Annotated in this window: 21 protein-coding genes, 1 tRNA gene and 1 other RNA gene; 12 read left to right on the top strand and 11 right to left on the bottom strand. The window is 58.9% G+C overall.

From position 1 onward, the window contains the following. Both trpD and trpC read left to right on the top strand, forming a co-directional pair. Positions 1-1,014, top strand: a complete 1,014-nt coding sequence (gene trpD / locus J2T60_RS07655) for an anthranilate phosphoribosyltransferase (protein ID WP_253447896.1) — start codon at positions 1-3, stop codon at positions 1,012-1,014. Next, complete coding sequence (gene trpC / locus J2T60_RS07650) at positions 1,011-1,826, top strand: indole-3-glycerol phosphate synthase TrpC (RefSeq protein ID WP_253447893.1); 816 nt, start codon at positions 1,011-1,013, stop codon at positions 1,824-1,826. The genes trpD and trpC overlap by 4 nt, the downstream gene beginning before the upstream one ends. Positions 1,827-1,829: 3 nt before the next feature. Here the strand turns inward: trpC and crp are convergent, their stop codons facing one another. Then, the gene (gene crp / locus J2T60_RS07645) at positions 1,830-2,513 is read right to left on the bottom strand and encodes a cAMP-activated global transcriptional regulator CRP (protein ID WP_366518295.1); all 684 of its coding nucleotides are present in this window, start codon (positions 2,511-2,513) and stop codon (positions 1,830-1,832) included. Positions 2,514-2,687: 174 nt separating this feature from the next. On the opposite strand from crp, the gene speD reads away from it, so the two are divergent. After that, complete coding sequence (speD, locus tag J2T60_RS07640) at positions 2,688-3,482, top strand: adenosylmethionine decarboxylase (RefSeq protein WP_253447890.1); 795 nt, start codon at positions 2,688-2,690, stop codon at positions 3,480-3,482. Positions 3,483-3,502: 20 nt separating this feature from the next. On the opposite strand, the gene coq7 is transcribed toward speD, so the two are convergent. Together coq7 and J2T60_RS07630 are read right to left on the bottom strand one after the other, a co-directional pair. Beyond that, positions 3,503-4,147, bottom strand: a complete 645-nt coding sequence (coq7, locus tag J2T60_RS07635; RefSeq protein WP_253447886.1) for a 2-polyprenyl-3-methyl-6-methoxy-1,4-benzoquinone monooxygenase — start codon at positions 4,145-4,147, stop codon at positions 3,503-3,505. 7 nt (positions 4,148-4,154) lie between these two features. Further along, on the bottom strand, positions 4,155-5,438 hold the full coding sequence (locus tag J2T60_RS07630; RefSeq protein WP_253447883.1) for a (Fe-S)-binding protein: 1,284 nt from the start codon (positions 5,436-5,438) through the stop codon (positions 4,155-4,157). 60 nt (positions 5,439-5,498) lie between these two features. Here J2T60_RS07630 and J2T60_RS07625 point away from each other — a divergent pair, with 60 nt between their 5' ends. The 5 genes from J2T60_RS07625 (at position 5,499) to J2T60_RS07605 (ending at position 7,794) form a co-directional block, all read left to right on the top strand. Beyond that, positions 5,499-6,329 (top strand): DUF481 domain-containing protein, encoded by an 831-nt coding sequence (locus tag J2T60_RS07625; protein ID WP_253447880.1) that lies wholly within the window; start codon positions 5,499-5,501, stop codon positions 6,327-6,329. Positions 6,330-6,342: 13 nt separating this feature from the next. Beyond that, complete coding sequence (locus tag J2T60_RS07620) at positions 6,343-6,654, top strand: (2Fe-2S) ferredoxin domain-containing protein (protein ID WP_253447877.1); 312 nt, start codon at positions 6,343-6,345, stop codon at positions 6,652-6,654. 157 nt (positions 6,655-6,811) lie between these two features. Then, positions 6,812-7,240 carry a 50S ribosomal protein L13 gene (gene rplM, locus J2T60_RS07615; protein WP_253447874.1) on the top strand — a complete coding sequence of 143 codons (429 nt, stop codon included), beginning with the start codon at positions 6,812-6,814 and terminating at the stop codon, positions 7,238-7,240. A 30-nt stretch (positions 7,241-7,270) separates the two neighbouring features. Then, a complete protein-coding gene (rpsI, locus tag J2T60_RS07610; RefSeq protein WP_253447871.1) occupies positions 7,271-7,663 on the top strand; it encodes a 30S ribosomal protein S9 in 393 nt (130 codons plus the stop codon). A gap of 57 nt (positions 7,664-7,720) precedes the next feature. After that, positions 7,721-7,794, top strand: a tRNA-Gln gene (locus J2T60_RS07605). A 214-nt stretch (positions 7,795-8,008) separates the two neighbouring features. On the opposite strand, the gene rpiA is transcribed toward J2T60_RS07605, so the two are convergent. From rpiA to J2T60_RS07570, 7 genes are all read right to left on the bottom strand, one after another. Next, on the bottom strand, positions 8,009-8,671 hold the full coding sequence (rpiA, locus tag J2T60_RS07600; RefSeq protein WP_253447868.1) for a ribose-5-phosphate isomerase RpiA: 663 nt from the start codon (positions 8,669-8,671) through the stop codon (positions 8,009-8,011). A 153-nt stretch (positions 8,672-8,824) separates the two neighbouring features. After that, positions 8,825-9,421: a hypothetical protein gene (locus tag J2T60_RS07595; RefSeq protein ID WP_253447866.1), complete on the bottom strand. Its 597-nt coding sequence runs from the start codon at positions 9,419-9,421 to the stop codon at positions 8,825-8,827. A gap of 129 nt (positions 9,422-9,550) precedes the next feature. Next, positions 9,551-10,015 (bottom strand): EVE domain-containing protein, encoded by a 465-nt coding sequence (locus tag J2T60_RS07590; RefSeq protein WP_253447863.1) that lies wholly within the window; start codon positions 10,013-10,015, stop codon positions 9,551-9,553. Between the two features lie 43 nt (positions 10,016-10,058). After that, entirely contained in the window at positions 10,059-10,640 is a 582-nt protein-coding gene (locus J2T60_RS07585; protein ID WP_253447860.1) for a 5-formyltetrahydrofolate cyclo-ligase, read from the bottom strand. Positions 10,641-10,704: 64 nt separating this feature from the next. Next, positions 10,705-10,888: non-coding RNA, 6S RNA (gene ssrS, locus J2T60_RS07580), on the bottom strand. Positions 10,889-11,015: 127 nt separating this feature from the next. Next, on the bottom strand, positions 11,016-11,342 hold the full coding sequence (locus tag J2T60_RS07575) for a cell division protein ZapA (RefSeq protein WP_253447857.1): 327 nt from the start codon (positions 11,340-11,342) through the stop codon (positions 11,016-11,018). A gap of 107 nt (positions 11,343-11,449) precedes the next feature. Beyond that, a complete protein-coding gene (locus J2T60_RS07570) occupies positions 11,450-11,680 on the bottom strand; it encodes a TIGR02449 family protein (RefSeq protein WP_253447854.1) in 231 nt (76 codons plus the stop codon). A gap of 93 nt (positions 11,681-11,773) precedes the next feature. Here J2T60_RS07570 and J2T60_RS07565 point away from each other — a divergent pair, with 93 nt between their 5' ends. Genes J2T60_RS07565 through J2T60_RS07550 form a run of 4 tightly spaced genes read left to right on the top strand, consistent with a single transcriptional unit; the run spans position 11,774 to position 16,686 of the window. Continuing rightward, on the top strand, positions 11,774-12,373 hold the full coding sequence (locus tag J2T60_RS07565) for a UPF0149 family protein (RefSeq protein WP_253450788.1): 600 nt from the start codon (positions 11,774-11,776) through the stop codon (positions 12,371-12,373). A gap of 38 nt (positions 12,374-12,411) precedes the next feature. Next, positions 12,412-13,728: an aminopeptidase P N-terminal domain-containing protein gene (locus tag J2T60_RS07560; RefSeq protein ID WP_253447851.1), complete on the top strand. Its 1,317-nt coding sequence runs from the start codon at positions 12,412-12,414 to the stop codon at positions 13,726-13,728. Beyond that, positions 13,725-14,966, top strand: a complete 1,242-nt coding sequence (locus J2T60_RS07555) for an FAD-dependent monooxygenase (protein ID WP_253447847.1) — start codon at positions 13,725-13,727, stop codon at positions 14,964-14,966. Before J2T60_RS07560 ends, J2T60_RS07555 begins: the two co-directional genes overlap by 4 nt. Positions 14,967-14,970: 4 nt before the next feature. Then, the gene (locus tag J2T60_RS07550; protein ID WP_253447844.1) at positions 14,971-16,686 is read left to right on the top strand and encodes a potassium/proton antiporter; all 1,716 of its coding nucleotides are present in this window, start codon (positions 14,971-14,973) and stop codon (positions 16,684-16,686) included. Between the two features lie 86 nt (positions 16,687-16,772). On the opposite strand, the gene J2T60_RS07545 is transcribed toward J2T60_RS07550, so the two are convergent. Then, positions 16,773-21,608 carry an NAD-glutamate dehydrogenase gene (locus J2T60_RS07545; protein WP_253447841.1) on the bottom strand — a complete coding sequence of 1,612 codons (4,836 nt, stop codon included), beginning with the start codon at positions 21,606-21,608 and terminating at the stop codon, positions 16,773-16,775. Positions 21,609-21,836 lie beyond the last annotated feature (228 nt).

The raw sequence follows: 21,836 nt of genomic DNA, 5'->3' as shown, positions 1-21,836 counted from the left end.
ATGGATATCAAGCTGGCGATCGCTGCGGTGATTGATGGAGAAGATCTCTCCAGCGAGGAGATGGGTGCGGTTATGCGCCAGATCATGCAGGGCGAGGCTACCCCGGCACAGATCGGTGGCTTTCTCACGGCCCTGCGGGCCAAGGGCGAGACGGTACCGGAGATTGCCGGTGCCGCCCGGGTCATGAGGGAGTTCGCCAGCAAGGTCGACGTGGACACCGCAGGCCTGGTGGATACCGCCGGTACCGGGGGTGACGGGCGTGGTTTGTTTAACGTTTCCACTGCCGCCTGTTTCGTGATTGCCGCAGCCGGGGGCCGGGTGGCGAAACATGGCAATCGCTCCCTGTCCAGCAGCTCCGGCAGTGCGGATGTACTGGAAAGCCTGGGGGTGCGCATCGACATGAGTCCGGAAGAAAGCGGTGCCTGTATTGATGCCATCCGCATCGGCTTTCTCTTTGCACCAGCCCATCACGCTGCTACCCGTCATGCCGCCGGGCCCCGCAAGGAATTGGGCACACGAACTCTGTTCAATCTGCTGGGGCCCCTGACCAATCCGGCGGCTGCGCCCAATCAGATCATGGGGGTGTATGCCCCGGAGTGGGTGGAGCCCATCGCCCATGTTTTCAAGGATCTGGGCAGTCGCCATGTCCTGGTGTTTCATTCCGACGATGGCCTGGATGAGATCAGTATTGGCGCCCCCACCATGCTGGCTGAGCTGAAAGAGGGAGAGGTTCGTCAACAACGGGTCAGCCCGGAAGATTTCGGCATGGCGCGGGCGCCGGTGGATGCTCTGGCGGTCTCCGGGCCGGAGGAGAGCGCCCGATTGATTGCCGGCGTCTTGAACGGGGAGGCGGGCGCGGCGGCGGATATGGTCGCTCTTAACGCCGGCGCCGGTATCTACGTCTGTGGTCAGGCTCAGAGTCTGGCGGACGGGGTGGCACGGGCCCGACAGCTTCTGGCGGACGGTTGTGCCCATCAAGTACTGACGGCCTTGCAAGCAAGGAGCCGTTCATGAGTCGCTCGGATATCTTGCAGCGCATCGTGGCCCGAAAGCGGGAAGAGATTGCCGAGAGCAAGCAGCAGTTCACGATCCCGGCGCTTGAAGCCATGGCAGCGGAGCAAACACCCCCGAGAGGGTTTGCAAGGGCCATGCAGGCACGGGTGGCCGCTGGTGAGGCGGCCGTGATTGCCGAAATCAAGAAGGCCTCACCCAGCAAGGGGGTATTACGGGAGGTTTTTGAGCCGGCCGCGATTGCCCGTGATTATGCTGAGCATGGTGCGACCTCCCTGTCCGTGCTCACGGATAAGGATTTTTTCCAGGGTGATCCCAAATACCTGAGACAAGCCCGGCAGGCTTGTGACCTTCCGGTACTGCGCAAGGATTTCATGATTGATCCCTGGCAGATCGTGGAGAGCCGGGCCATGGGGGCCGATTGCATTCTATTGATAGCCGCGATTTTGGATGATGGGCAAATGGCCGAGCTGAGCAGGGCAGCGCAGGATTACGGCCTGGACGTGCTGGTGGAAGTGCATAATGGGGAAGAACTGGATCGCGCTCTGGCCCTGGATACGACCCTGCTGGGGATCAATAACCGCGACCTGCGGCACTTCGAGACCCACCTGGAGACCACCCTTGATCTATTACCACTAATTCCCGAGGGGCGTCTAGTGGTGAGCGAATCAGGCATCCATGCCACTTCGGATGTGGCCCGGCTCAGGGAAGCCGGTGTATTGGCCTACCTGGTGGGAGAGGCCTTCATGCGAGCTGAATTCCCAGGGCGGGCGCTGGCGGAACTGATTCGCAGGCCAGATTCAACGCTTGGCTGATTGTCAGGGGCGACCACATTCCGAAGCCAGCCCTTCCGCTTCCCGGTCAGGGCCGGCGCCCAACACAACGATCTTTTTGCCGTGGGCCTGGATCAGGCCCTGTTCTTCCAGGGACTTGAGTACGCGCCCTGCCATTTCACGGGAGCAGCCCACCAGTCGCCCCAATTCCTGACGGCTTAGCTGGATCTGAATGCCGTCCGGGTGGGTCAGGGCATCCGGTTCGCGGCTCATCTCCAGCAATGCCGCTGCTACCCGGCCAGTGACATCCAGAAATACCAGATCACCCAGGCGGCGCGTGGTCTTTTGCAGGCGGCGTGCCAGTTGTCGTCCCACCGCGAACAGGATATCCGGTTTTTCCTCACACAGGCGCTGGAAGCGGGCATAACTGATTTCCGCAATCTGGCACTCGGTTCGGGTTCGGACAAAGGCACTGCGTGTTGCTTCCGCGTCAAACAGCCCCATCTCGCCTAAAAATTCCTTTTCATGAAGATAGGCGATCACGGCCTCATTACCATCCTCATCTTCAATGAGTACGGTGACCGACCCCTCCACGATCAGATAGAGGGAATCCGGGGAGGCACCTGCATGAATGATCAGCTTGCGCGCAGGGAGGCGCCGGACATGGCAATGGGACAAAAACCAGTCCATATCCTCCGGTTCCAGCAAAGGCGCGTTGTCTCTGCTCATGCGGTTCTACTCCAGGGTGAATCGCCAGCTTGTGGGCTATCAGGGAAACCGGCACAAGAATGGTAACTATGACCGAAAAAAGCTGGCGATGACAAGCGCACACCCTTTCGCCGAGGGTATGCAATCAGGATAATACGGTCCTTGATGCGCTCCCTGCCCCAGAAGGAGGCCGGAATGGAAAAGCTGCGGCTGCACGGCTTTAATAATCTCACCAAGACCTTGAGCTTCAATATCTACGATATCTGTTATGCCCGGACGGAAAAGCACCGTCAGGAGTATATTGCTTATATCGACGAAGCCTATAACGCCGAACGCCTGACCCAGATTCTCACGGATGTCTCTGACATCATCGGCGCCAATATCCTGAACATTGCCCGCCAGGATTATGAGCCCGAGGGGGCCTCGGTGACCATTCTCATCTCAGAGGAACCAGTGACCGAAGCCGAGGCTGAAGCACTTTCCCGGGAAGAGCCGGGGCCATTGCCGGAGGCCGTGGTGGGGCATCTGGACAAGAGCCATATTACCGTCCATACCTATCCCGAAAGCCATCCCCATGAAGGGATCAGTACCTTCAGGGCGGACATCGATGTCTCCACATGCGGTCGTATCAGTCCACTAAAGGCGCTTAACTACCTTATACATTCCTTCGAATCAGACATCGTTATGTGTGATTATCGGGTGCGGGGCTTTACCCGGGATGTGGATGGTGAAAAGCACTTCATTGATCATGACATCACCTCCATCCAGAATTTCCTGTCGAACGATACACAGGACCGCTACCAGATGGTGGACGTGAATGTGTATCAGGAGAACATGTTCCACACCAAGATGATGCTCAAGGATTTCGAGCTCAATGATTATCTGTTTGGCATGGGCAAGCGCGAACTCAGTCCCAACGAGGCCGGGCGTATCGAGGAACGGGTGGATCGGGAAATGCAGGAGATCTTCTACGGGCGGAGCATGAAGTAGGTTTTACCCGCGTCCGTGCTTCAGATTCGGTAGGCCAGGGTGGTCATCACTCGGGATACGGCCCACATCATGCCCTTGACCGGCGCGGGCAGCTCGCTGCCGCCTTCCTCCAGGGCGTTTTGACGATGTTCCTCTTCTTCCTGCTGCATCTGGGTCAGTACCGCGCGGCTGCGCTGGTCATGGGCTGGCAGCCGGCCCAGATGGTCTTCCAGGTGATGGCAGACCTGTGCCTCGGTTTCAGCCACGAAACCCAGATTCCAGCGATCACCAAAGGTGCCGGCCACGGTGCCGATGGTGAAGGCCCCGGCATACCAGAAAGGGGTGAGATGGCTGGGGCCATCCCCCAGCTCTTCCAGTCGAGCTGCGCACCAGGCCAGATGATCGATTTCCTCGTCGGCCGCTTCCTGCATGCGTTCTGTCACCGCCGGGTTGCGGGCCGTCAGTGCCTGTGACTGGTAAAGGGCCTGGGCGGCCACCTCACCGGCATGATTGACCCGCATGAGACCGGCCACATGGCGTTGTTCCTCATCGCTGAGGTCGTTGTCCGGGTGATCGTCGGCAGGACTGGGGCGGGCGCTGCGAGTTTGTCCGGAGAACAGGGTCCGCAGGCCCCGGTCCATGCCGCTGATCCATTGGTCGAGAGGGGTGAGCTGTCGTTGTGTCATGGCTTGATTATATCGCAAGCTGTCGGGCAAGGAGTTCCACGGGATGAAGGATTTCACAATCCAGGCCCCGTACCTTCAGTTGGGCGCGCAATTGGAGTTTGCAGCCGATATTGGTGGTCAGCAGGAGATCCGGTTTCTGCGCCTCTATCCCCTCGGCTGCACGCCGGCCCAGTTGATCGGAGAGTTCGGGCTGGCGGACCAGATAGCTGCCGGCCGCACCGCAGCATTCTCCCTTGGTCTCAGGCGTGATGATGTCCAGCTCAGGGATTCGTTTCAGTAAATGGATTATGGCCGAACTGCCGCCAACCACATTTCTCTGGCTACAGGGCAGATACAGTACGGCACGTGAGGGCAGTGCCTCAAACGAGAGGCCATCCACTCGACCATCCAGAAACTGACAGATATCCCAGACCTGTTGTTGAAAGCGGTGATGATCTTCACTGCCCTCAATTTCGGCGTACTCCTGCAAGGTGGCGGTACAGCCCGAGGCCGTGGCAATCACCGGCAGTTTGTCATTGAAGGCAGCCAGGTTCCGCTGGGCCAGCCGGCGGGACTGGCTGGCTTGTCCGCCATGCTGGGCGGGGGCACCACAGCAGCCCTGGGCCGAGGGAATTGAGACGGCGTAGCCTGCAGCCTCCAGTAGCTGTTTGGCGGAGCGGCTGACACCGGGATCCAGTTCATCGGCCACGCAGCCGAGAAAGAGTTGTACCGACCCTCTGTCCTGGCGGCCGGCCGTCTTGGGAACCCCTTGTCTCCGCCAGCGGGTCGGCGGCAGCAGGCGACTCAGGCGGTTCAGTTTTGGAAAGAAGTGCAAGATCGACCGCTCCGCCAGCCATTTCATGCCCGAAGCTTGATAAATCCAGCCCAGGCGGCTGACCATCCAGAGCAGACTAGGGCGGGTCAGTACCACATTGGCCATTCGTTCCGTGGGGCGGATCCGGCGTCCCTTCTCGGCCAGAAGCCGTCGGCCGGAATCGATCAGGCGTCCGTAGGGAACATTGGCCGGACAAACAGGCTCACAATTACGACAACCGAGACAGCGGTCCAGGTGGGTCGCCAAGCGGTCGCTGGCGGTCAGTTCATCACGCGCCAGGCCCTGCATCAGGGCAATACGGCCCCGGGGAGACTCGTTTTCATCGCGGGTTTCCCGATAAGTGGGGCAGTGGGGCAGGCAAAGTGCGCATTTGACGCATTGATCGGCGTCGGCCAGCGGGAATTCCCACCGTTTATCCGCTTCTGGTGGCCGGTGACTGGGTGTATTTCCATCCGGGTTGGGTTTTACCATGGTCATGCCGCTATAATACGCGTAAAAACAAGGCCCTGTCTCTCTCGTCCGGGAGGCCGGGATAATTTGTCCAATCATCATCTGGAGTGCCCGTTGCGCTACCTTTCAGCCTGCATTCTCCTTGCCTGTTCCTCCCCCCTGTTGGCCGACAGCTTTTCCTCGGACGACCACAGTATTTTCGGCAGTGTCGTCGATGATGCCCCGGACCGTTCCGATGTGGATATGGAAGAGCAGTTCATGGAGTGGGGCTATGGGGGACGCATCGAGGTGGGGTATCAGGCGCGGAGTGGCAACACGGATCGGACCGATTTGAATTCCCGATTGATATTGGGAGCAGAGAAAGGGGCCTGGGGCCATTCTTTCGAGGCACGCGCCGTATCGGCCACCGCCGATGAGGAAACTGCGGAAGAACGCTATTACCTCGCCACCAAAAGCGAGTACGACGTTTCCGAACGGGATTACTTCTTCGGTGCCGTCAACGGTGAAAAGGATCGAATCCGGAACATCGATCGTCAGACCACCGAGGCCCTTGGTTACGGTCGTCGTTTAGTGGCTACAGAGAATACGCGCCTGGACGCGGAAGTAGGTCTGGGTGCCCGTCAGGTGAGGTTTCGTGATGGCACCCCCAATGACAGTGATCGCATTATCCGATTGGCGTCGGATTTTAGTTGGGATATCAATAGCAAAGCCAGTCTGAGTCAAGATATTCGTATTGAGTCGGGTCTCGGTGATGGTGATCGAACCTTTGGTGAATCCATTACCTCCTTCTCGGCCGCTTTGGTGGGTGAGTTGGCGCTGAATCTGTCCTATACCGTCCGTTATGTGGATGATCCGGCCCTGGATCTAGCCACTCGCACCGATACCATCACCAGCGTCGGTCTCAATTACAAGTTCTAAAGGGCCGGATTCCATGAGCGGTATGTTTCAGCGACACGCCTTCTTTTGCACCAATCAGCGCCAGGATGGTCGGGCCTGTTGCCAGGACCATGGCGCCATGGAACTGAGAAAATATGCCCAGAAACGGCTCCGAGAGGCCGCCGTTAACGGGCCCGGTGGCGTCCGGGCCAATGCCGCCGGTTGTCTGGATCGCTGCTCCGAGGGGCCGGTGCTGGTGGTCTACCCGGAGGGTGTCTGGTATACCTATCTCTCCCAGGACGATGTGGACCGCATCGTGGATGAGCACCTGATCGGCGGCCATATCGTGGAGGATCTGCGGATCTGAATCGCTCCCCTGGCCGCGCTTGCGGCATGGGGTTTTCCCCTGTACAATTGCCGCCTTTTAGCGGGAGCTGAATGGCCTGCCGCCGTTAAGCCGTACGGTGCCCTACAGGCTCCGTACAATGAATCCCGTAATTTTCAAGGTTTTGGAGCGGACTCAGATGAAGACCTTTTCCGCCAAGCCGGAGACCGTGAAGCGTGACTGGTTCGTGGTTGACGCCGAAGGCAAAACCCTCGGCCGTCTCTGCACCGAGATCGCCCGCCGTCTCCGCGGCAAGCACAAGCCGGAATACACACCTCATGTGGACACCGGTGATTACATCGTAGTGGTCAACGCCGAGAAGGTGCGTGTCAGCGGTCGCAAGGCCGAAGACAAGCAATACTTCTGGCACACCGGCTATATTGGCCACATGAAGAGCCGTTCTTTCTCCGAGATGATTGATCTTCATCCGGAGCGTGTGATCGAGCTGGCGGTCAAGGGTATGTTGCCCAAGGGCCCCCTGGGTCGCCAGATGTATCGGAAGCTCAAGGTCTATGCCGGCTCCGATCATGATCACGCCGCCCAGCAGCCCCAGCCGCTGGAAGTCTGAAATTCCCGATCAAATCGGTAGCGAGAAATCATGGCACAGGAACAGTATTACGGCACCGGCCGACGCAAGACCTCCACCGCCCGCGTTTTCCTGCGTCCGGGTAGCGGCAATATCGTGATTAACGGTAAACCGCTGGATGAGTATTTTGGGCGCAAGACGGCTCAGATGATCGTCCGTCAGCCGCTGGAAAAGCTGGAGATGGAAAAGAATTTTGACCTGATGGTCACCGTCGCTGGCGGTGGTAGCACCGGCCAGGCTGGCGCCATCCGTCACGGTCTCAGCCGGGCGCTGATGGATTACGATGAAGGCCTGCGTTCGCCGCTTCGCCAAGCCGGCTGGGTCACTCGTGATCCCCGTCAGGTGGAACGGAAGAAGATCGGTCTCCGCAAGGCCCGTCGCGCTCCCCAGTTTTCCAAGCGTTAATTTCTGGGAAAAGATCGGATTCCTCACGGGTAATCCGCCAACGCGACCCGGCATTATTGGGGGATCGTCTAACGGTAGGACAGCGGACTCTGACTCCGTCAATCCAGGTTCGAATCCTGGTCCCCCAGCCATAAAAAAACCCCGCCGAACAGGCGGGGTTTTTTTATGGCTGGGCGTGCCTGATGAGTATTTGGGATTAACACGGAGATCACGGAGGGTTTCTTAGATTGCTTTCTTGCTGTGGGAGCGGCATTCCTGCCGCGACAGAGCTTGGCAGGACGAATTCATCGCGGCAAGAATGCCGCTCCCACTGCAGGAATTGGCGTGAGGCCTATTCAGAAAGGTTCACCGCCGATCCAGGCGTTCGACGCCGTTTTCATCCCCCAGCAGCAGAACATCCGCGCCCCGGCGAGCAAACAGGCCCACCGTGACCACCCCGGGAATGGCATTGATGCGATCTTCCAGCTTAATGGGCTCAGAAATGGTCAGTCCGGCCACATCGATGATTTGATTTCCGTTATCCGTGGTGACACCTTCCCGCCAGTGGGGCACACCGCCCAGCCCCTTGAGCTGGCGGGCGACAAAACTGCGGGCCATGGGAATAACTTCGACGGGTAATGGAAACTCCCCCAGAGCGCGCACGAGCTTGCTGTGATCGGCGATGCAAATGAAACGCTTGGAAGCCCCGGCCACGATCTTTTCCCGGGTCAGGGCGCCACCGCCCCCCTTGATCAGCTGTAGCAGGCGATTGCTTTCGTCCGCCCCATCCACATACAAGTCCAGATCACCGGTACTGTTGAGATCCAGGATCTCAATACCCAGTTTCCGCATCCTGTCCGTGCTGGCGTCCGAACTGGATACCGCCCCCCTTATGCTTGGACCTTCGCTGGCCAGCATGTCGATGAAGTGATTGACCGTGGATCCGGTGCCAACGCCCAATATCGACCCTTCTTCCACAAACTTTAAGGCTTCTCGGGCGGCGTTGCGCTTGCCGGTATCTGAACTCATTGGGTACTCCTGGCAGATGGGGTATTGAGGCTTGCCAGAGTATAACGGTGTGAGCTGGCACAGGGGAAGGCACAGTGGTCTGGTGGGCCCTTGGTGGGGCCGCCTAAAAAAATGGCCGCCCGAAGGCGGCCATTATGTATGCGGAGTCCCGTATCAGGTTCCCCGCCGGCCTCGGCGGACCGCCAGACGTCGCTGGCTGGGGCGAGCGCCGGTCTTCTTCTTGGAAGCCTTCTTCTTGGAAGCCTTCTTCTTGGAGGCCTTCTTCTTGGAAGCCTTCTTCTTGGAAGCCTTCTTCTTGGAGGCCTTCTTCTTGGAGGCCTTCTTCTTGGAGGCCTTCTTCTTGGAAGCCTTCTTCTTGGAGGCCTTCTTCTTGGAGGCCTTCTTCTTGGAAGCCTTCTTCTTGGAAGCCTTCTTCTTGGAAGCCTTCTTCTTGGAGGCCTTCTTCTTGGAGGCCTTCTTCTTGGAGGCCTTCTTCTTGGAGGCCTTCTTCTTGGAAGCCTTCTTCTTGGAGGCCTTCTTCTTGGAAGCCTTCTTCTTGGAGGCCTTCTTCTTGGAAGCCTTCTTCTTGGAAGCCTTCTTCTTGGAAGCCTTCTTCTTGGTGGCTTTCTTCCTTACAGCCTTTTTCTTGGTCGCCTTGCGACGAGTTGCCTTCTTCCGGGTAGTCGCCCGGGTGGTGGTCTTCTTACGGCGAGTTGCCGTGCGTTTCTTTCGCGTGGTCTTCTTGCGAGTCGACGTCTTTCGAGTTGCCATGTTTTACCTCCGAGAGAAGAATCTCGCCACTGAGTATATACGAGACTTGACAGATTTCCAGGAATCCGTTCATTGAGATTGTTACAGGCAAAACCCGCTGAATGCAAACACGTGCTTGCATAACCGTTACTACTCGCGTCCCATCTTAACGATGTGGTCCCATTCCTTCTTGCTGACGGGCGTAATGGAAAGGCGGTTTCCCCGTTGCAGAATCTTCATATCGGACAGTTGGGACTGCTGTTTAAGCTCTGCCAGTGGGATATAACGGGGAAATTTTTCCACAAACTTCACATTCACCATGAACCAACGGGGTTTGTCCGGATCACTTTTGGGGTCGTAGTGGGAATCTTCCGGGTCAAAGGCGGTGTGGTCTGGATAGCCTTCCTTGACGATTTCCATGATGCCGGCTACGCCCGGCGGCTTGGTGTTTGAGTGGTAAAAGAGCGCCAGATCACCGACCTTCATCTGGTCCCGCATCATATTCCGGACCTGGTAATTCCGGCAGCCGTCCCAGTGGGCGGTTTGGCGCGGACATTTTTTCAGGTCATCGATGCCAAATTCATCGGGTTCGGATTTCATCAGCCAGTACTGCATTCAAATGCTCCTGTATGGATGAATGGGTTTGGGTGGTTCAATATCAGAAGCAACGCCAGCCGAGCTCCGATACCACCGCGTCCAGGGGAACGTCCCAGGGTTGGGCATCCAGGTTGGACTGTTCTTGAAAAGCCCATGCCGTGCCCACCAGTTTTGGCTGGTGCCAGCAGTCGCGGTGGCGTCGGAAAGCGAAACTCCGGTCATAAAACCCAGCCCCCATGCCCAGGCGATTGCCGCGTGGGTCAAAGGCAAGCAGGGGCGTGAGGATCAGATCCAGGGCGAAAAGAGCGGTATGGGGGCTTTGCTGGCTGGGTTCGGGAATGCCGAAACGGTTATTGACCAGCATGTTGCCCGGCTGCCATCGGTGGAAGGCCAGGCGGCCGGTGCGGCTATCAATTCGGGGCAGGTAGCAGCACTTACCTTGTTGGGCGGCTATCCCAATAAGGGGAAGTAAGTCGGGTTCCCCACCAAAGGGCAGATACGCAGCGAAGCGCCCGGCATTGCGAAAGGCATGGGAGTTCAGGATATGGCGGCAGAGTTGCCGGCTCATGTCACGGCGTTGCGCGGCGGGAAGTTGCTTTCGCTGTCTTTTTAGCTCGCGCCTCAGAGCCGCCACTGAAGCCATGCCCACCTTCCCGGTGTCAGGAGCGGCCAGTGAAAAATTTGCGCCGCTCCACGCGTATAAAAGGGCATCTCCCGCCTGAGCCGTTGCCGGCCATCGCCCTTGAACCAACGGTTCAAGTGGGGCCTTCCGCCCTGTCTTAGGCTTTCCGCTCCATGGCGGACATGCTCACTGACACGGCAGGTGCAGCCCTTGGGTATTGCTTAAGGCTCGAGGGGTTACCAGGCCCACATCGAACTCCGCAGGAGATGCCTGCCTTTTGAGATGACGTTTTCGCCATCCACGCCCCCATTATGGTGACTAAATCGGCCGGATTCAAAGGATATCGACGGATAATTAGGCGGTGGGTACATCCAGCGGCACGTGGGTCGCGGGCCGCTAGTCTCCGGAAGCACCGGATGAAGAATCGGCGTTGTTCCCCAGGCCTGCGCCGAGCTTGCCCTGAAGGCGGCGAATCCGGGCCAGACTGGACTCCGTGACGGCCTGTTCGGAGTTCTGGTGGTGCAACAACTCATTGGCCATATTGAGCGCCGCCATGACTGCAATGCGGTCCAGTCCGACGATGCGCCCGCTTTCCCGAATCTCCCGCATCATTCGATCCAGGTAATCGGCCGCCTGCAACAAGGAAACCCTTTCTTCCTCGCGGCAGGCGAACTGATATTCCTTGTCCAGGATTCTCACATTGACCTGGGTGGTCTCCGACATGGATGCAACCCCTTGCTCTCTGCGGAGGCATGTTCGTGAGTAGAGCATCACGGCCCATTATGGAGCAATTGTACACCAGCTGGGCATTCAGGTCGTTCAGGCGGGGATCAGGCCTGTTCCAGTGACTTCAGGCGGGTGATCATGGATTCCACGCGGGTTCGCGCTTCCTCGTTTTTCTGCAGCAGACTGGCCCGTTCGGTCACCAGCGAGCCTTGCTGATTCTTGAGCGACTCGTTTTCCTCCCGCAAATGGGCAATAAGCTGCAGCAACTCGTCCACCTGGGATTCGAGCTGTTGCAGTTCCTGCTCCAGAATGTCGCGGGATGTTTTCTGATTCATGCAACAAACTATAGGCGGAGATGGCCACGGAATCAATATTGAATCAGGGCGGCTGCCCTCCGGTGCGGGCCAGGAATGTTAGACTTTCCCTTGATGCCACGATTTTCCAAGGGGGATGCCGTGTCCTTGCCCAGTCACAATGAATTCGCACGTATCCTGAAACAGGCCGAGGCTCTGTCCGAGGCTGCGGAGAGCCATGGCACCCTGACGGGCCTGCTGGCGGCCGCGCCAGAAGGGGATTGGCGCCAGCAATGGCTTGCCTTGTGCCTTCAGGGTGGCGATCAGCAGGGCACGGTGCCATTGTCGGCGAATGCCCGCCCTCTCTTTGATCAGGCCTACGACACAACCCAGGCAAGTCTGGCGGATCTGCGCATGAGCTTTGAGCCTCTGTTGCCGGGTGATGATTCACCCATGGCGGAGCGGGTGCATGCCCTGGGGCAGTGGTGCCAAGGCTTCCTCTATGGATTCAGCGTGGCCCGTCCCGGTGGCCATGAGGGCCTACCGCCACAGGTCAAGGAAGTGCTGGACGATATGACTCGTCTGGCTCAGGTGGAAGCGCCGGATAGCCAAGGTGATGAAGGGGACGAATCGGCACTCACCGAGATCGTGGAGTATGTGCGGGTGGCGGCTCAGCTGGTCCATGACGAGCTTCGCTTGAAAGATCCCGCACCGCCGAATCGTACCCGGCATTGAAATGCTGGATCCATTGTCAGATTCAGGGCTGACTCCCTATGCCGAATAAACGGGAATTTGAGCGTCGACGGCGACAGTTGATGCGGATCATGGGGGATGATGCGGTCGCTATCCTCCCCGCCGCACCGGAGCAACGCCGCAGCCGGGATATCTTCCACCCCTACCGGCAGGACAGTGATTTCTTCTATCTTACCGGGTTTCCCGAACCGGAAGCGGTGATGGTGCTGATTCCGGGCCGGGCCCACGGTGAGTACATCCTCTTTTGTCGCGATGCCGATGAGGACCGGGAAGCCTGGGATGGGGCAAGAATCACGCCTGATGGTGCCTGCCAGGATTTTGGCGCCGATGATGCTTTTCCCATTGGTGACATGGACGACATTCTGCCCGGGTTGCTTGAGGGGCGGGAGCGGATTTTCTATGCCATGGGTCGCGAGCCTGCTTTCGATCGCCGGGTGCTGGATTGGGTCCGTCACCTCAAGGATCATGGCGAGGGCGGCCATGATGCCCATGAAGTGGTGGCGCTGGATCACGTGCTCCAGGATCTGCGTTGCTACAAGTCGGCGGCGGAGCTGCGTTGCCTGAGGCGGGCGGCGGAGATTTCCGTCCAGGCCCATTTGCGGGCCATGCATTTTGCCCGACCCGGACGGATGGAATACGAAGTGGCGGCGGAGTTGTTGCATGAATTCCATCGCCACGGGCTGGAAGCGGCCTATCCCAGTATTGTCGGTGGGGGTGGCAATGCTTGCACATTGCACTATATCGACAATCAGAGCCGACTCCAGGATGGCACCCTGCTGCTGATTGATGCCGGCTGCGAATACAATCATTATGCGGCCGATATCAGCCGTACTTTCCCGGTGAATGGCCGTTTCAGCCGCGAGCAGCAGGCGCTGTACGAATGCGTGCTTGCCGCTCAGGAGGCGGCCATTGACACATTGCGCCCCGGCGCAGGCTGGAATGATGCCCATGCCATGGTGGTGCACACCCTGACCCAGGGTCTGTCGGATCTGGGTATTCTTAACGGCCCGGTGGATGAACTGGTGGCGAATCAGGCTTATCGGCCCTTTTTCCGCCATCGCACGGGACATTGGCTGGGAATGGATGTCCATGATGTGGGGGAATATCGAGTGGATGGACACTGGCGGGAGCTGGAAGCGGGCATGGTGCTGACCGTGGAGCCCGGTGTATATATTCCCGCCGGTCTGGCGGGGGTGGATGAACGCTGGTGGAATATCGGCATTCGGATCGAGGATGACCTCGCTATTACCGCTGACGGATATGACTGGTTGTCCCGGGGACTTCCGCGTACCCCGCGGGAAATCGAGAATGAGATGGCACGGAGCCGGGTGGCATGAGCAGTCAAGATCCCGCATACGATGTGGTGATTGCCGGGGGTGGCATGGTGGGGGCCAGCCTGGCTCTGGCCCTGGCGCCCACGGGCTGGCGGATTGCCCTGGTGGAGCCAGCCGGTCTGGCGGTAGAAGATAGTCCGAGTTTTGATGAGCGGGCCACTGCTCTGTCCTGGTCCTCCCGGCAGTTCTTCCAGGTCCTGGGGCTATGGCCGGATATCCTGCAGGCGGCCGGTGTCATTCGCCACATCCATGTCTCGGAGCAGGGACGGTTTGGGCGAGTTCGCCTGCATGCCGAGGATATGGGGCTGGATGCACTGGGCCATGTGGTGCCCAATCGGGTGATTGGCAACACCTTGGCCGTTCATTTGCAGGATTGTGCCAATGTGCAGGTCCACCAAACACGCAGTACGGGGAAACTGTATCAGGGTGTGGACAGGATAAGCCTGGAGACCGAACAGGGTTCCTTGCAGGGGCGATTGCTGGTAGTGGCGGACGGGGCTCGATCCCGACTGCGGGATGCCTTGGGTCTATCGGCCTCCACCCTGAGTTTTCCCCATCAAGCATTGGTGGCCAATGTCGCGGTGGAGCGGCCGCACCAGGATTGGGCTTATGAACGCTTCACCCGTAGCGGGCCGATGGCGTTTTTACCGCTGCCCCGGGGAGAGGGGGGCGAGCATCGCATGAATCTGGTGATGAGCTTGCCGACAGATCAGGCCGCCAAATACAGGAATATGGAGGAATTCACCCTGCGAACCCTGCTGCGAGAACGCTTTGGCGCACACCTCGGGGCTATCGAGCGCATCGGGCATTGCGGAGTGTACCCCCTGGTCCAGGTCCAGGCCCGGGGTTTGTTAAGTGATCGAGCGGTGTTGGCTGGAAATGCGGCCATGGCCCTGCATCCGGTCGCCGGCCAAGGCTTTAACCTGGCGCTGCGCGGCGTGGGGGACCTGGCCGAACGGTTGCTGGCGGTTGCCCGTGAGGGCGGTGATCCCGGTGCCCTGGGCCATCTGGAAGCCCATGCGGTGCGTCAACAGAAAGATATCGTCTGGACCGGCCGCTGGACCCGTTCACTGGTGGATGGTTTCGTGCTTGATTGGCCTCTGGCGGGGGCCTTGCGCAGCAAGGCCTTGTGGGCCATGGATCGCTTATCCCCTTTGCGCCGCTGGTTTGCACGCCAAGCCCTGGGGCGCTTGCCCGGGCTATCGGGCTTCTCCCGCGGTTACTGGCCTGGGAGCGGCTAAAGCAATGGACTTTACCAATCAGGTCATCCTTTTCATCGGCCTTATCTTTCTGGTCAGCATTCTGGCCAGTGTGGTTTCCGCCCGCCTGGGTGCACCCCTGCTGTTGGTCTTTCTTGTCCTTGGCATGCTGCTGGGGGAAGAGGGCCTGGGTATACGCTTTGACGATGTCCAGACAGCCCATCTCATCGGCAGCCTCGCGCTGGCGGTGATTCTTTTCGACGGGGGCTTGCGCACCTCTACCTCCAGTTTTCGAGTGGGCCTGAAACCGGCGGTGTCACTGGCCAGTGTGGGGGTGTTGATAACGGCGACCATTACCGGTCTGTTTGCCGCTTGGCTATTGGACCTGCACTGGATATACGGTCTTCTGATGGGGGCCATTGTCGGCTCCACCGATGCCGCCGCGGTATTTTCCCTGCTGCATACCTCCAAGCTGGAGCTGAAGCAACGGGTGGGCGCCACACTGGAGATCGAATCCGGCAGCAACGATCCCATGGCCATCTTCCTGACCTTGGTGATGGTGGAGTTGATCGTATCCGGGGAAAAACAGCTGACCTGGCTAGTCTCGGTGGAATTTGTTCAGCAGATGGGGCTGGGGGCGCTTATTGGCCTGGGCGGGGCCTGGCTGGCCTCACGAACCATCAATGCCCTGACATTGACGGTCGGCTTATATCCTTTGATGGCACTGGCCGCCGGCTTATTGATCTTTGGCCTGGCCGCCATGGTCGGGGGCAGTGGTTTTCTGGCGGTCTATCTGGCCGGTGTGCTGCTCGGTAACAGCCGGGTCCAGTCGGTGCAGAATATTCGTCGTTTTCATGATGGCATGGCCTGGATCAGCCAGATCGTGATGTTTCTGATGTTGGGCATCCTGGTTACTCCCAGTGAGTTGCTTCCGGTCGGGCCCGAGGCGCTGGTAGTTGCCCTGGTGCTGATGTTCATCGCCCGACCGGTGGCGGTTCTGGTGAGTCTGATCCCCTTCCGTTTTGATTTTCGCGAACAGCTATTCATCAGTTGGGTTGGCTTGCGAGGTGCGGTGCCGATCATCCTGGCCATTTTTCCCCTGTTGGCTGGTATTCCCGAGGCCCAGACCTTCTTTAATGTGGCCTTCTTTGTGGTGCTGATTTCACTGGTTGTGCAGGGCTGGAGCCTGGTTCCAGCAGCCCGTTTGATGGGGGTGCAGATCCCGGCCAATACCCATATGGTTCAAAGAATGGAACTGGACTTGCCGGGGCAGCCTGATTACGAAATGGTGGGTTATCAGGTGGATGCCGACAGTTCCGTTGAAGGTCGAAGCCCCGAACGGCTTGTCCTGCCCAATGGTGTGAAAACGATTCTGATTATCCGCGAGGGGGAGTTGCTCACGCCGCGGGAAGTGTCGAAATTGCAGACTGACGATGCAGTCTATCTGGTGGCACCTTTCAAGCATCTTGAAGTACTGGATCGACTCTTCGTGTCCCGGCGGGCACCACAGGTGCAGGCCGACAAGCGCTTCTTCGGGGAATTCACCCTCAATGGCAGTGCGCACATGGCTGACCTTGGCACCATGTACGGGTTTGAGTTGCCAGATGATTCAGCGGAGACCACGGCCGCTGAATTTCTCCAGGCCCGTTTCGGCAAGCCGGTGGTGGGCGACCGGGTTCGAATTGGTCCGGTGGAGCTGGTCATCCGGAAGATGGACGGGGATACTCCCGACAAGATTGGCCTCAAGCTGATTCAGGAATAGAAGGCGCCGGGGCAATTTGAACGAAGAACCAAAAAAAAGCCCCCGGCAAGGCGGGGGCTTTTGAGGAGGGATATTGGCCTTGTGGTCTAGTTTTCTTCCACCTGGGCCAGCTTCTTGATCTCCTGCAAGGCCACCGAGACCGTGGCGAAGTCCAGCCCACCCACATTCTGCATGTCGGCGATGATGCGCATGGCATGGCTGACTCTTTCATCATTCTCGGCACACCAGGCATCAGCCCGCTCATTGGGTGGCAGTTCCTCGCCATCCGTGGCATCGAGCACAATGGCCGCCAGGTCACGTCGGTAGCTGAACAGGTTTTCTCGTAGCGTCCCTCGTGCCACCGATTGCCAATGGCCTTCCACCGGCAGTGCCTCGATCTCTTCCCGAATCCAGTCCAGGTGCAGATGGGTGCCGATATCGAAGTAGACCTTGGCCACCGTGAGCATATCCAGATTGCGCTGACGGGCCACATCCACCAGGTCCAGCCCCGAGTAGAGATACTCGGTGGCCATGACATAGGCGGCCAGTTTTTCCGGTACCCCCATGTCGGTGAACTGCTGGATGCTTTGCCCCAGACGCCGGATTTCGCCTTCCGGCAGCAGCTTCATCAGGCTGTCCCGCAGTTCGGCAATGCCGGGGGCGAAGTAATCCACCCGTTCGGCAATATCCAGACGGCGTTCCGGCCGGTTCAGCAGCCAACGAGTGGCGTTACGCAGCAGCCGGCCGATCTGGACCATCATGGAGATTTGGACACTGGCCGGTATCTGATTGTCCAGGGCTTCGATGCCGGCCCAGAGATCGCGAACCCCGTAGGCCTCCCGGGCGATGGTATAGGCCCGGGCCACCGATGGGTGGTCGGCGCCGGTATCGTCCCGCATCCGCTGGGAGAAGCTTGGCCCCATGCGGTTGATCATGCTGTTGGTGATGCTGGTGGCGATGATCTCCCGGCGCAGGCGGTGCTGCTTCATGTAGTCCTGGTACTTGTCCCGCAGCGGGGTGGGAAAGTAGTCGATCAGCTCTCTGGCCAAATGGGCGTCTTCCGGCACGTCAGAGGCCAGCAGCGCGGAGTACACATCATTCTTGGCGTAGGCCAGGATGATGGACAGTTCCGGCCGTGTGAGGCCCTTGCCGGCCTTGCGACGCTCCTTGATGACTTCCTCGTCCGGCAGGTATTCCAGATCCCGGTTGAGGTCGCCTCGCCGTTCAAGCACACGGACTAGATGGGCGTGCTCATTCAGTCGGGCTGCGGATTGGGCCTCAGTGAATGACAAGGCCTGGGTTTGCAGGTAGTTGTCCCGCAGTACCTGGGTGGAGACTTCATCGGTCATGTCCATGAACAGCTTGTCCCGCTTCTTGGAGGTCAGGCCTTTTTCGGCCATGACCATGCTCAGCAGGATTTTGATGTTCACTTCCCGGTCGGAGCAGTCCACCCCACCGGAGTTGTCGATGAAGTCGGTATTGATCCGGCCACCCTTGCCGGCGTACTCGATTCGACCCAGCTGGGTGAGGCCCAGATTGCCACCCTCGCCGACGACCCGGCAGCGCAGTGCTGAGCCGTTGATTCGCACGCCGTCATTGGCCCGGTCACCCACATCGGCGTGGTTTTCATCCACGGATTTCACATAGGTGCCGATACCCCCGTTCCAGAGCAGATCCACCGGTGCTTTGAGAATGGCGCGAATCAGCTCCTGGGGGGAGAGGCGAGTGTCATCCACATCCAGCATGGTCCGGACTTCCGGCGACAGGGGGATGCTCTTGGCGCTGCGCGAGAAAATACCGCCCCCCTTGGAAATCAGCTTCTTGTCGTAGTCCTCCCAGGTGGATCGGGGCAGGCGGAACAGCCGTTCCCGTTCCTGGAAGCTCTTCTCGGCATCGGGTTCCGGGTCCAGGAAGATATGCATATGGTTGAAGGCGGCCTTGAGCTTGATGTGACGGGAAAGCAGCATGCCGTTGCCAAACACATCGCCGCCCATGTCACCGACGCCCACCACCGAAAATTCCTGGTTCTGGCAGTCGATGCCCATTTCCCGGAAATGGCGCTTAACCGATTCCCAGGCGCCCTTGGCGGTAATGCCCATCTTCTTGTGGTCATAGCCCACCGAGCCACCGGAGGCGAAAGCATCCCCCAACCAGAAGTCATACTCGGCGGCCACGGCATTGGCCAGGTCGGAGAAGGTGGCCGTGCCCTTGTCGGCTGCCACCACCAGATAGGGGTCATCATCATCATGGCGGACGCAGGATGTCGGCGGGACCACGCTGCCATCCTGCAGGTTGTCGGTGATGTCCAGCAGCCCGCGAATGAAGGATTTATAGCAGGCCTCCACTTCGGCCATCATGGCTTCCCGGCCGCCGCTGGCGGGCGGCTGCTTGACCACGAAACCGCCCTTGGCCCCCATGGGCACAATCAGGGTGTTTTTCACCTGCTGGGCTTTCATCAGGCCCAGAACCTCGGTGCGGAAGTCTTCCCGGCGGTCCGACCAGCGCAGCCCGCCCCGGGCCACCTTGCCGCCCCGAAGGTGAACCCCTTCCACCCGCGGTGAATAAAGGAAGATTTCATAGGCCGGCTTGGGCAGGGGCAATTCCGGTACCTTGGCCGGATCGAACTTGAAGGAGATGTAGTCCTTCCACTCCTGGTCTGCGCCCGGCTGGTAGTAATTGGTTCTCAGGGTGGCGCGAATGACACCCAGATAAGCGCGAAGGATACGATCGGCGTCCAGGCTGGCTACATTGTCCAGAGCCTGGGTAATGGCTTCTGACTGTTCCCGGCAACTGCCGCTACGATCTCCCCCACGGGTGGGATCAAAGGCCGTCTGGAAGAGCTGCACCAGCTGGCGGCTGATGCCGCTGTTCTCCACCAGGGTGTCTTCCATGTAGCTCTGGCTGAATGGCAGGCCGGTCTGGCTCAGATACTTGCAGTAGGCCCGCAGAATCGCCACTTCCCGCCATTGCAACTGGGCCGCCAGAACCAGACGGTTGAAACCATCGTTCTCGGTGGCCCCGGTCCAGACGCTTTCGAAGGCTTGCTGGAAAATATCCCGGACATCTTCCAACTCGAATTCGCTGCCCCCAGCATGGATCATTTCCACATCCTGGATCCAGACAATGGACAGATCCCCCATTTCCACCTCATAGGGGCGTTCGGCGATCACCTTCATGCCCATGTTTTCCAGCATGGGCAGAATATCGGAAATGGGAATGGGTTGCTCGCGACGGAAAATCTTGAAACGGAGCAGATTCTTGAGATGGCTGGCAGGCCGGTAAAGGCTCATCCGAATGCTCTGGTCATCGGTGAGCTTGTCCATCTTCACCACATCAAAAGCAGCGGCGGAGGGCTTCACATCCTCCCGGTAAGCCGCGGGGAAGCAATTGGCATAGCGGTGATGCAGCTTGATGCCATCTTCTTCTCCGGCCCGTTTGATCAATATGTCGCGTAGATGGTCCTGCCAGGACCGGACCACATCCTCGATTCGGCGCTCAATTTCATTAATGCTGAATTCCGGCGCCGTCCAGGGCTGGGTGCGAACGATGATGTGAGCCCGGGCCAGGATGGATTCATCGATCTCCACCGTGGATTCCGTGCTCAGGCCATTGAGCTCGTCTTTGAGAATCGCCTGGATGTTCTCCCGGACCTGGGTGTTGTAGCGTTCCCGGGGCACATAAACCAAGCAGGAATAGAAACGACCAAATGCGTCCCGTCGGATGAAGAGCTTGACCCGTTGGCGCTCCTGAAGTTGGACGATCCCGGTGGAGATATCCAGCAATTCATCCACGGTGCTCTGGAACAGTTCATCCCGGGGATAGGTTTCCAGAATGTGTAATAGGGCCTTGCCGGCATGGCTGGAGGCCGGCAATTTGGCGCGCTTGATGACCGAGTCAACCTTCTTTCTCAGAATGGGGATGTCCCGGGGGCTACGGCTGTAGGCGGATGAGGTGAACAGGCCCAAAAAGCGTTTCTCACCGATGACATTGCCTTCTTTGTCGAAGGTCTTGATCCCCACATAATCCAGGTAACTGGGGCGATGGACTGTAGCGAAGGAATTGGCCTTGGTGATCACCAACAGTTCCGAGTCACGGGCCTTTTCACCCACAGCGTCCGGGAGCAGACGGGTGCGGTTTTCCCGGGAGGGTTCGCGCAGAATGCCCAGGCCGGTCTTGTCCTGGGAAACCAGTGCCGCCTGGCCGTTCTTGTCCGTGAGCTTGTATTCCCGGTACCCCAGGAAGGTGAAATGGTTGGATTCCATCCATTCCAGAAAGCTGATGATTTCGCGAATATCGCTGCTGGTCTGGGGGGGGCGGGTTTCCAGCTCAACCCGGATCTCGTTGGCCTTCTGCCGCATGTGAGACCAGTCTTCCACGGACAGGCGAACATCCCGCAAGACACTGAGCAGCTCGTCCTTCAGGTCCTCCAGTCGACCTTCATCGGTCTCCCGGTCGATCTCGATCTGCTGCCAGGATTCGATGGAGGTCTTGTCCCCCACCTCGGTTGAGGGTTCATCTGCCTGTCGCAAGCGGCCCTTGGGCGTGCGGTCCACCTGCAGCAGTGGATGCATGGTCAGGTGAATAGTGAAGCCCTTGCGGTTAAGCGCCATGGACAGGGAGTCCACCAGAAAGGGCATATCATCGGTAATCAGTTCCACCACGGTATGCGAGGAATCCCAGCCGTCCCGTGAGGGGGTGGGATTGTAGACCCGTAGCTGGGGTTCACCGGGCTTGCGGTTGCGTCCGGCCCGCCAGTGGGCCAATGCCGCCCCCGCCAGATTGGCGGGTTTGCGATCGGCCAGATCTTCCCGGGCAACGGCGCTGAAATAATGCCGGATAAAACGCTCGTGTTGCTCCGAGTAACGCTCACCCAGCTGTTTCTCGGCTTCGGTGAGAATCTGATTGATGCGAGTGCGTTTGGTCGTAGTCTTCTTTGCCGCCATGGACGGTTCCTTGCAAGGACAATTTGGTGAGCTTGAGGGGCGAACTATCGGCCTGTGCAGCAAGCCATCGGGCGAGCTGCCGACGCTGAAATGGGGGTAAGCCGATAATTCCCGATTCTAACGGGTTTGGCGCGCTTAATGTATGGGCAGAAACGGGTTTTTTGCGGAATTTAAACAAATATCAATCCGCAGGTCTGAGGGGCGGCTGCTTATCGGAGCTGGGCGTGG

Origin of the sequence: Natronospira proteinivora (assembly GCF_024170465.1) — a bacterium.
Taxonomy (GTDB): Bacteria; Pseudomonadota; Gammaproteobacteria; order Natronospirales; family Natronospiraceae; genus Natronospira; species Natronospira proteinivora.
The sequence above is the reverse complement of the archived record's forward strand: the minus strand, read 5'-3'. Positions and strand labels throughout refer to the sequence as shown.

Excerpts from the sequence above, each read along its gene's own strand:
- trpD (WP_253447896.1), top strand. The coding sequence starts at position 1 with ATGGATATCAAGCTGGCGATCGCTGCGGTGATTGATGGAGAAGATCTC.
- trpC (WP_253447893.1), top strand. The coding sequence starts at position 1,011 with ATGAGTCGCTCGGATATCTTGCAGCGCATCGTGGCCCGAAAGCGGGAA.
- crp (WP_366518295.1), bottom strand. The coding sequence starts at position 2,513 with ATGAGCAGAGACAACGCGCCTTTGCTGGAACCGGAGGATATGGACTGG.
- speD (WP_253447890.1), top strand. The coding sequence starts at position 2,688 with ATGGAAAAGCTGCGGCTGCACGGCTTTAATAATCTCACCAAGACCTTG.
- coq7 (WP_253447886.1), bottom strand. The coding sequence starts at position 4,147 with ATGACACAACGACAGCTCACCCCTCTCGACCAATGGATCAGCGGCATG.
- J2T60_RS07630 (WP_253447883.1), bottom strand. The coding sequence starts at position 5,438 with ATGACCATGGTAAAACCCAACCCGGATGGAAATACACCCAGTCACCGG.
- J2T60_RS07620 (WP_253447877.1), top strand. The coding sequence starts at position 6,343 with ATGAGCGGTATGTTTCAGCGACACGCCTTCTTTTGCACCAATCAGCGC.
- rplM (WP_253447874.1), top strand. The coding sequence starts at position 6,812 with ATGAAGACCTTTTCCGCCAAGCCGGAGACCGTGAAGCGTGACTGGTTC.
- rpsI (WP_253447871.1), top strand. The coding sequence starts at position 7,271 with ATGGCACAGGAACAGTATTACGGCACCGGCCGACGCAAGACCTCCACC.
- rpiA (WP_253447868.1), bottom strand. The coding sequence starts at position 8,671 with ATGAGTTCAGATACCGGCAAGCGCAACGCCGCCCGAGAAGCCTTAAAG.
- J2T60_RS07595 (WP_253447866.1), bottom strand. The coding sequence starts at position 9,421 with ATGGCAACTCGAAAGACGTCGACTCGCAAGAAGACCACGCGAAAGAAA.
- J2T60_RS07590 (WP_253447863.1), bottom strand. The coding sequence starts at position 10,015 with ATGCAGTACTGGCTGATGAAATCCGAACCCGATGAATTTGGCATCGAT.
- J2T60_RS07585 (WP_253447860.1), bottom strand. The coding sequence starts at position 10,640 with ATGGCTTCAGTGGCGGCTCTGAGGCGCGAGCTAAAAAGACAGCGAAAG.
- J2T60_RS07575 (WP_253447857.1), bottom strand. The coding sequence starts at position 11,342 with ATGTCGGAGACCACCCAGGTCAATGTGAGAATCCTGGACAAGGAATAT.
- J2T60_RS07570 (WP_253447854.1), bottom strand. The coding sequence starts at position 11,680 with ATGAATCAGAAAACATCCCGCGACATTCTGGAGCAGGAACTGCAACAG.
- J2T60_RS07565 (WP_253450788.1), top strand. The coding sequence starts at position 11,774 with ATGCCACGATTTTCCAAGGGGGATGCCGTGTCCTTGCCCAGTCACAAT.
- J2T60_RS07560 (WP_253447851.1), top strand. The coding sequence starts at position 12,412 with ATGCCGAATAAACGGGAATTTGAGCGTCGACGGCGACAGTTGATGCGG.
- J2T60_RS07555 (WP_253447847.1), top strand. The coding sequence starts at position 13,725 with ATGAGCAGTCAAGATCCCGCATACGATGTGGTGATTGCCGGGGGTGGC.
- J2T60_RS07550 (WP_253447844.1), top strand. The coding sequence starts at position 14,971 with ATGGACTTTACCAATCAGGTCATCCTTTTCATCGGCCTTATCTTTCTG.
- J2T60_RS07545 (WP_253447841.1), bottom strand. The coding sequence starts at position 21,608 with ATGGCGGCAAAGAAGACTACGACCAAACGCACTCGCATCAATCAGATT.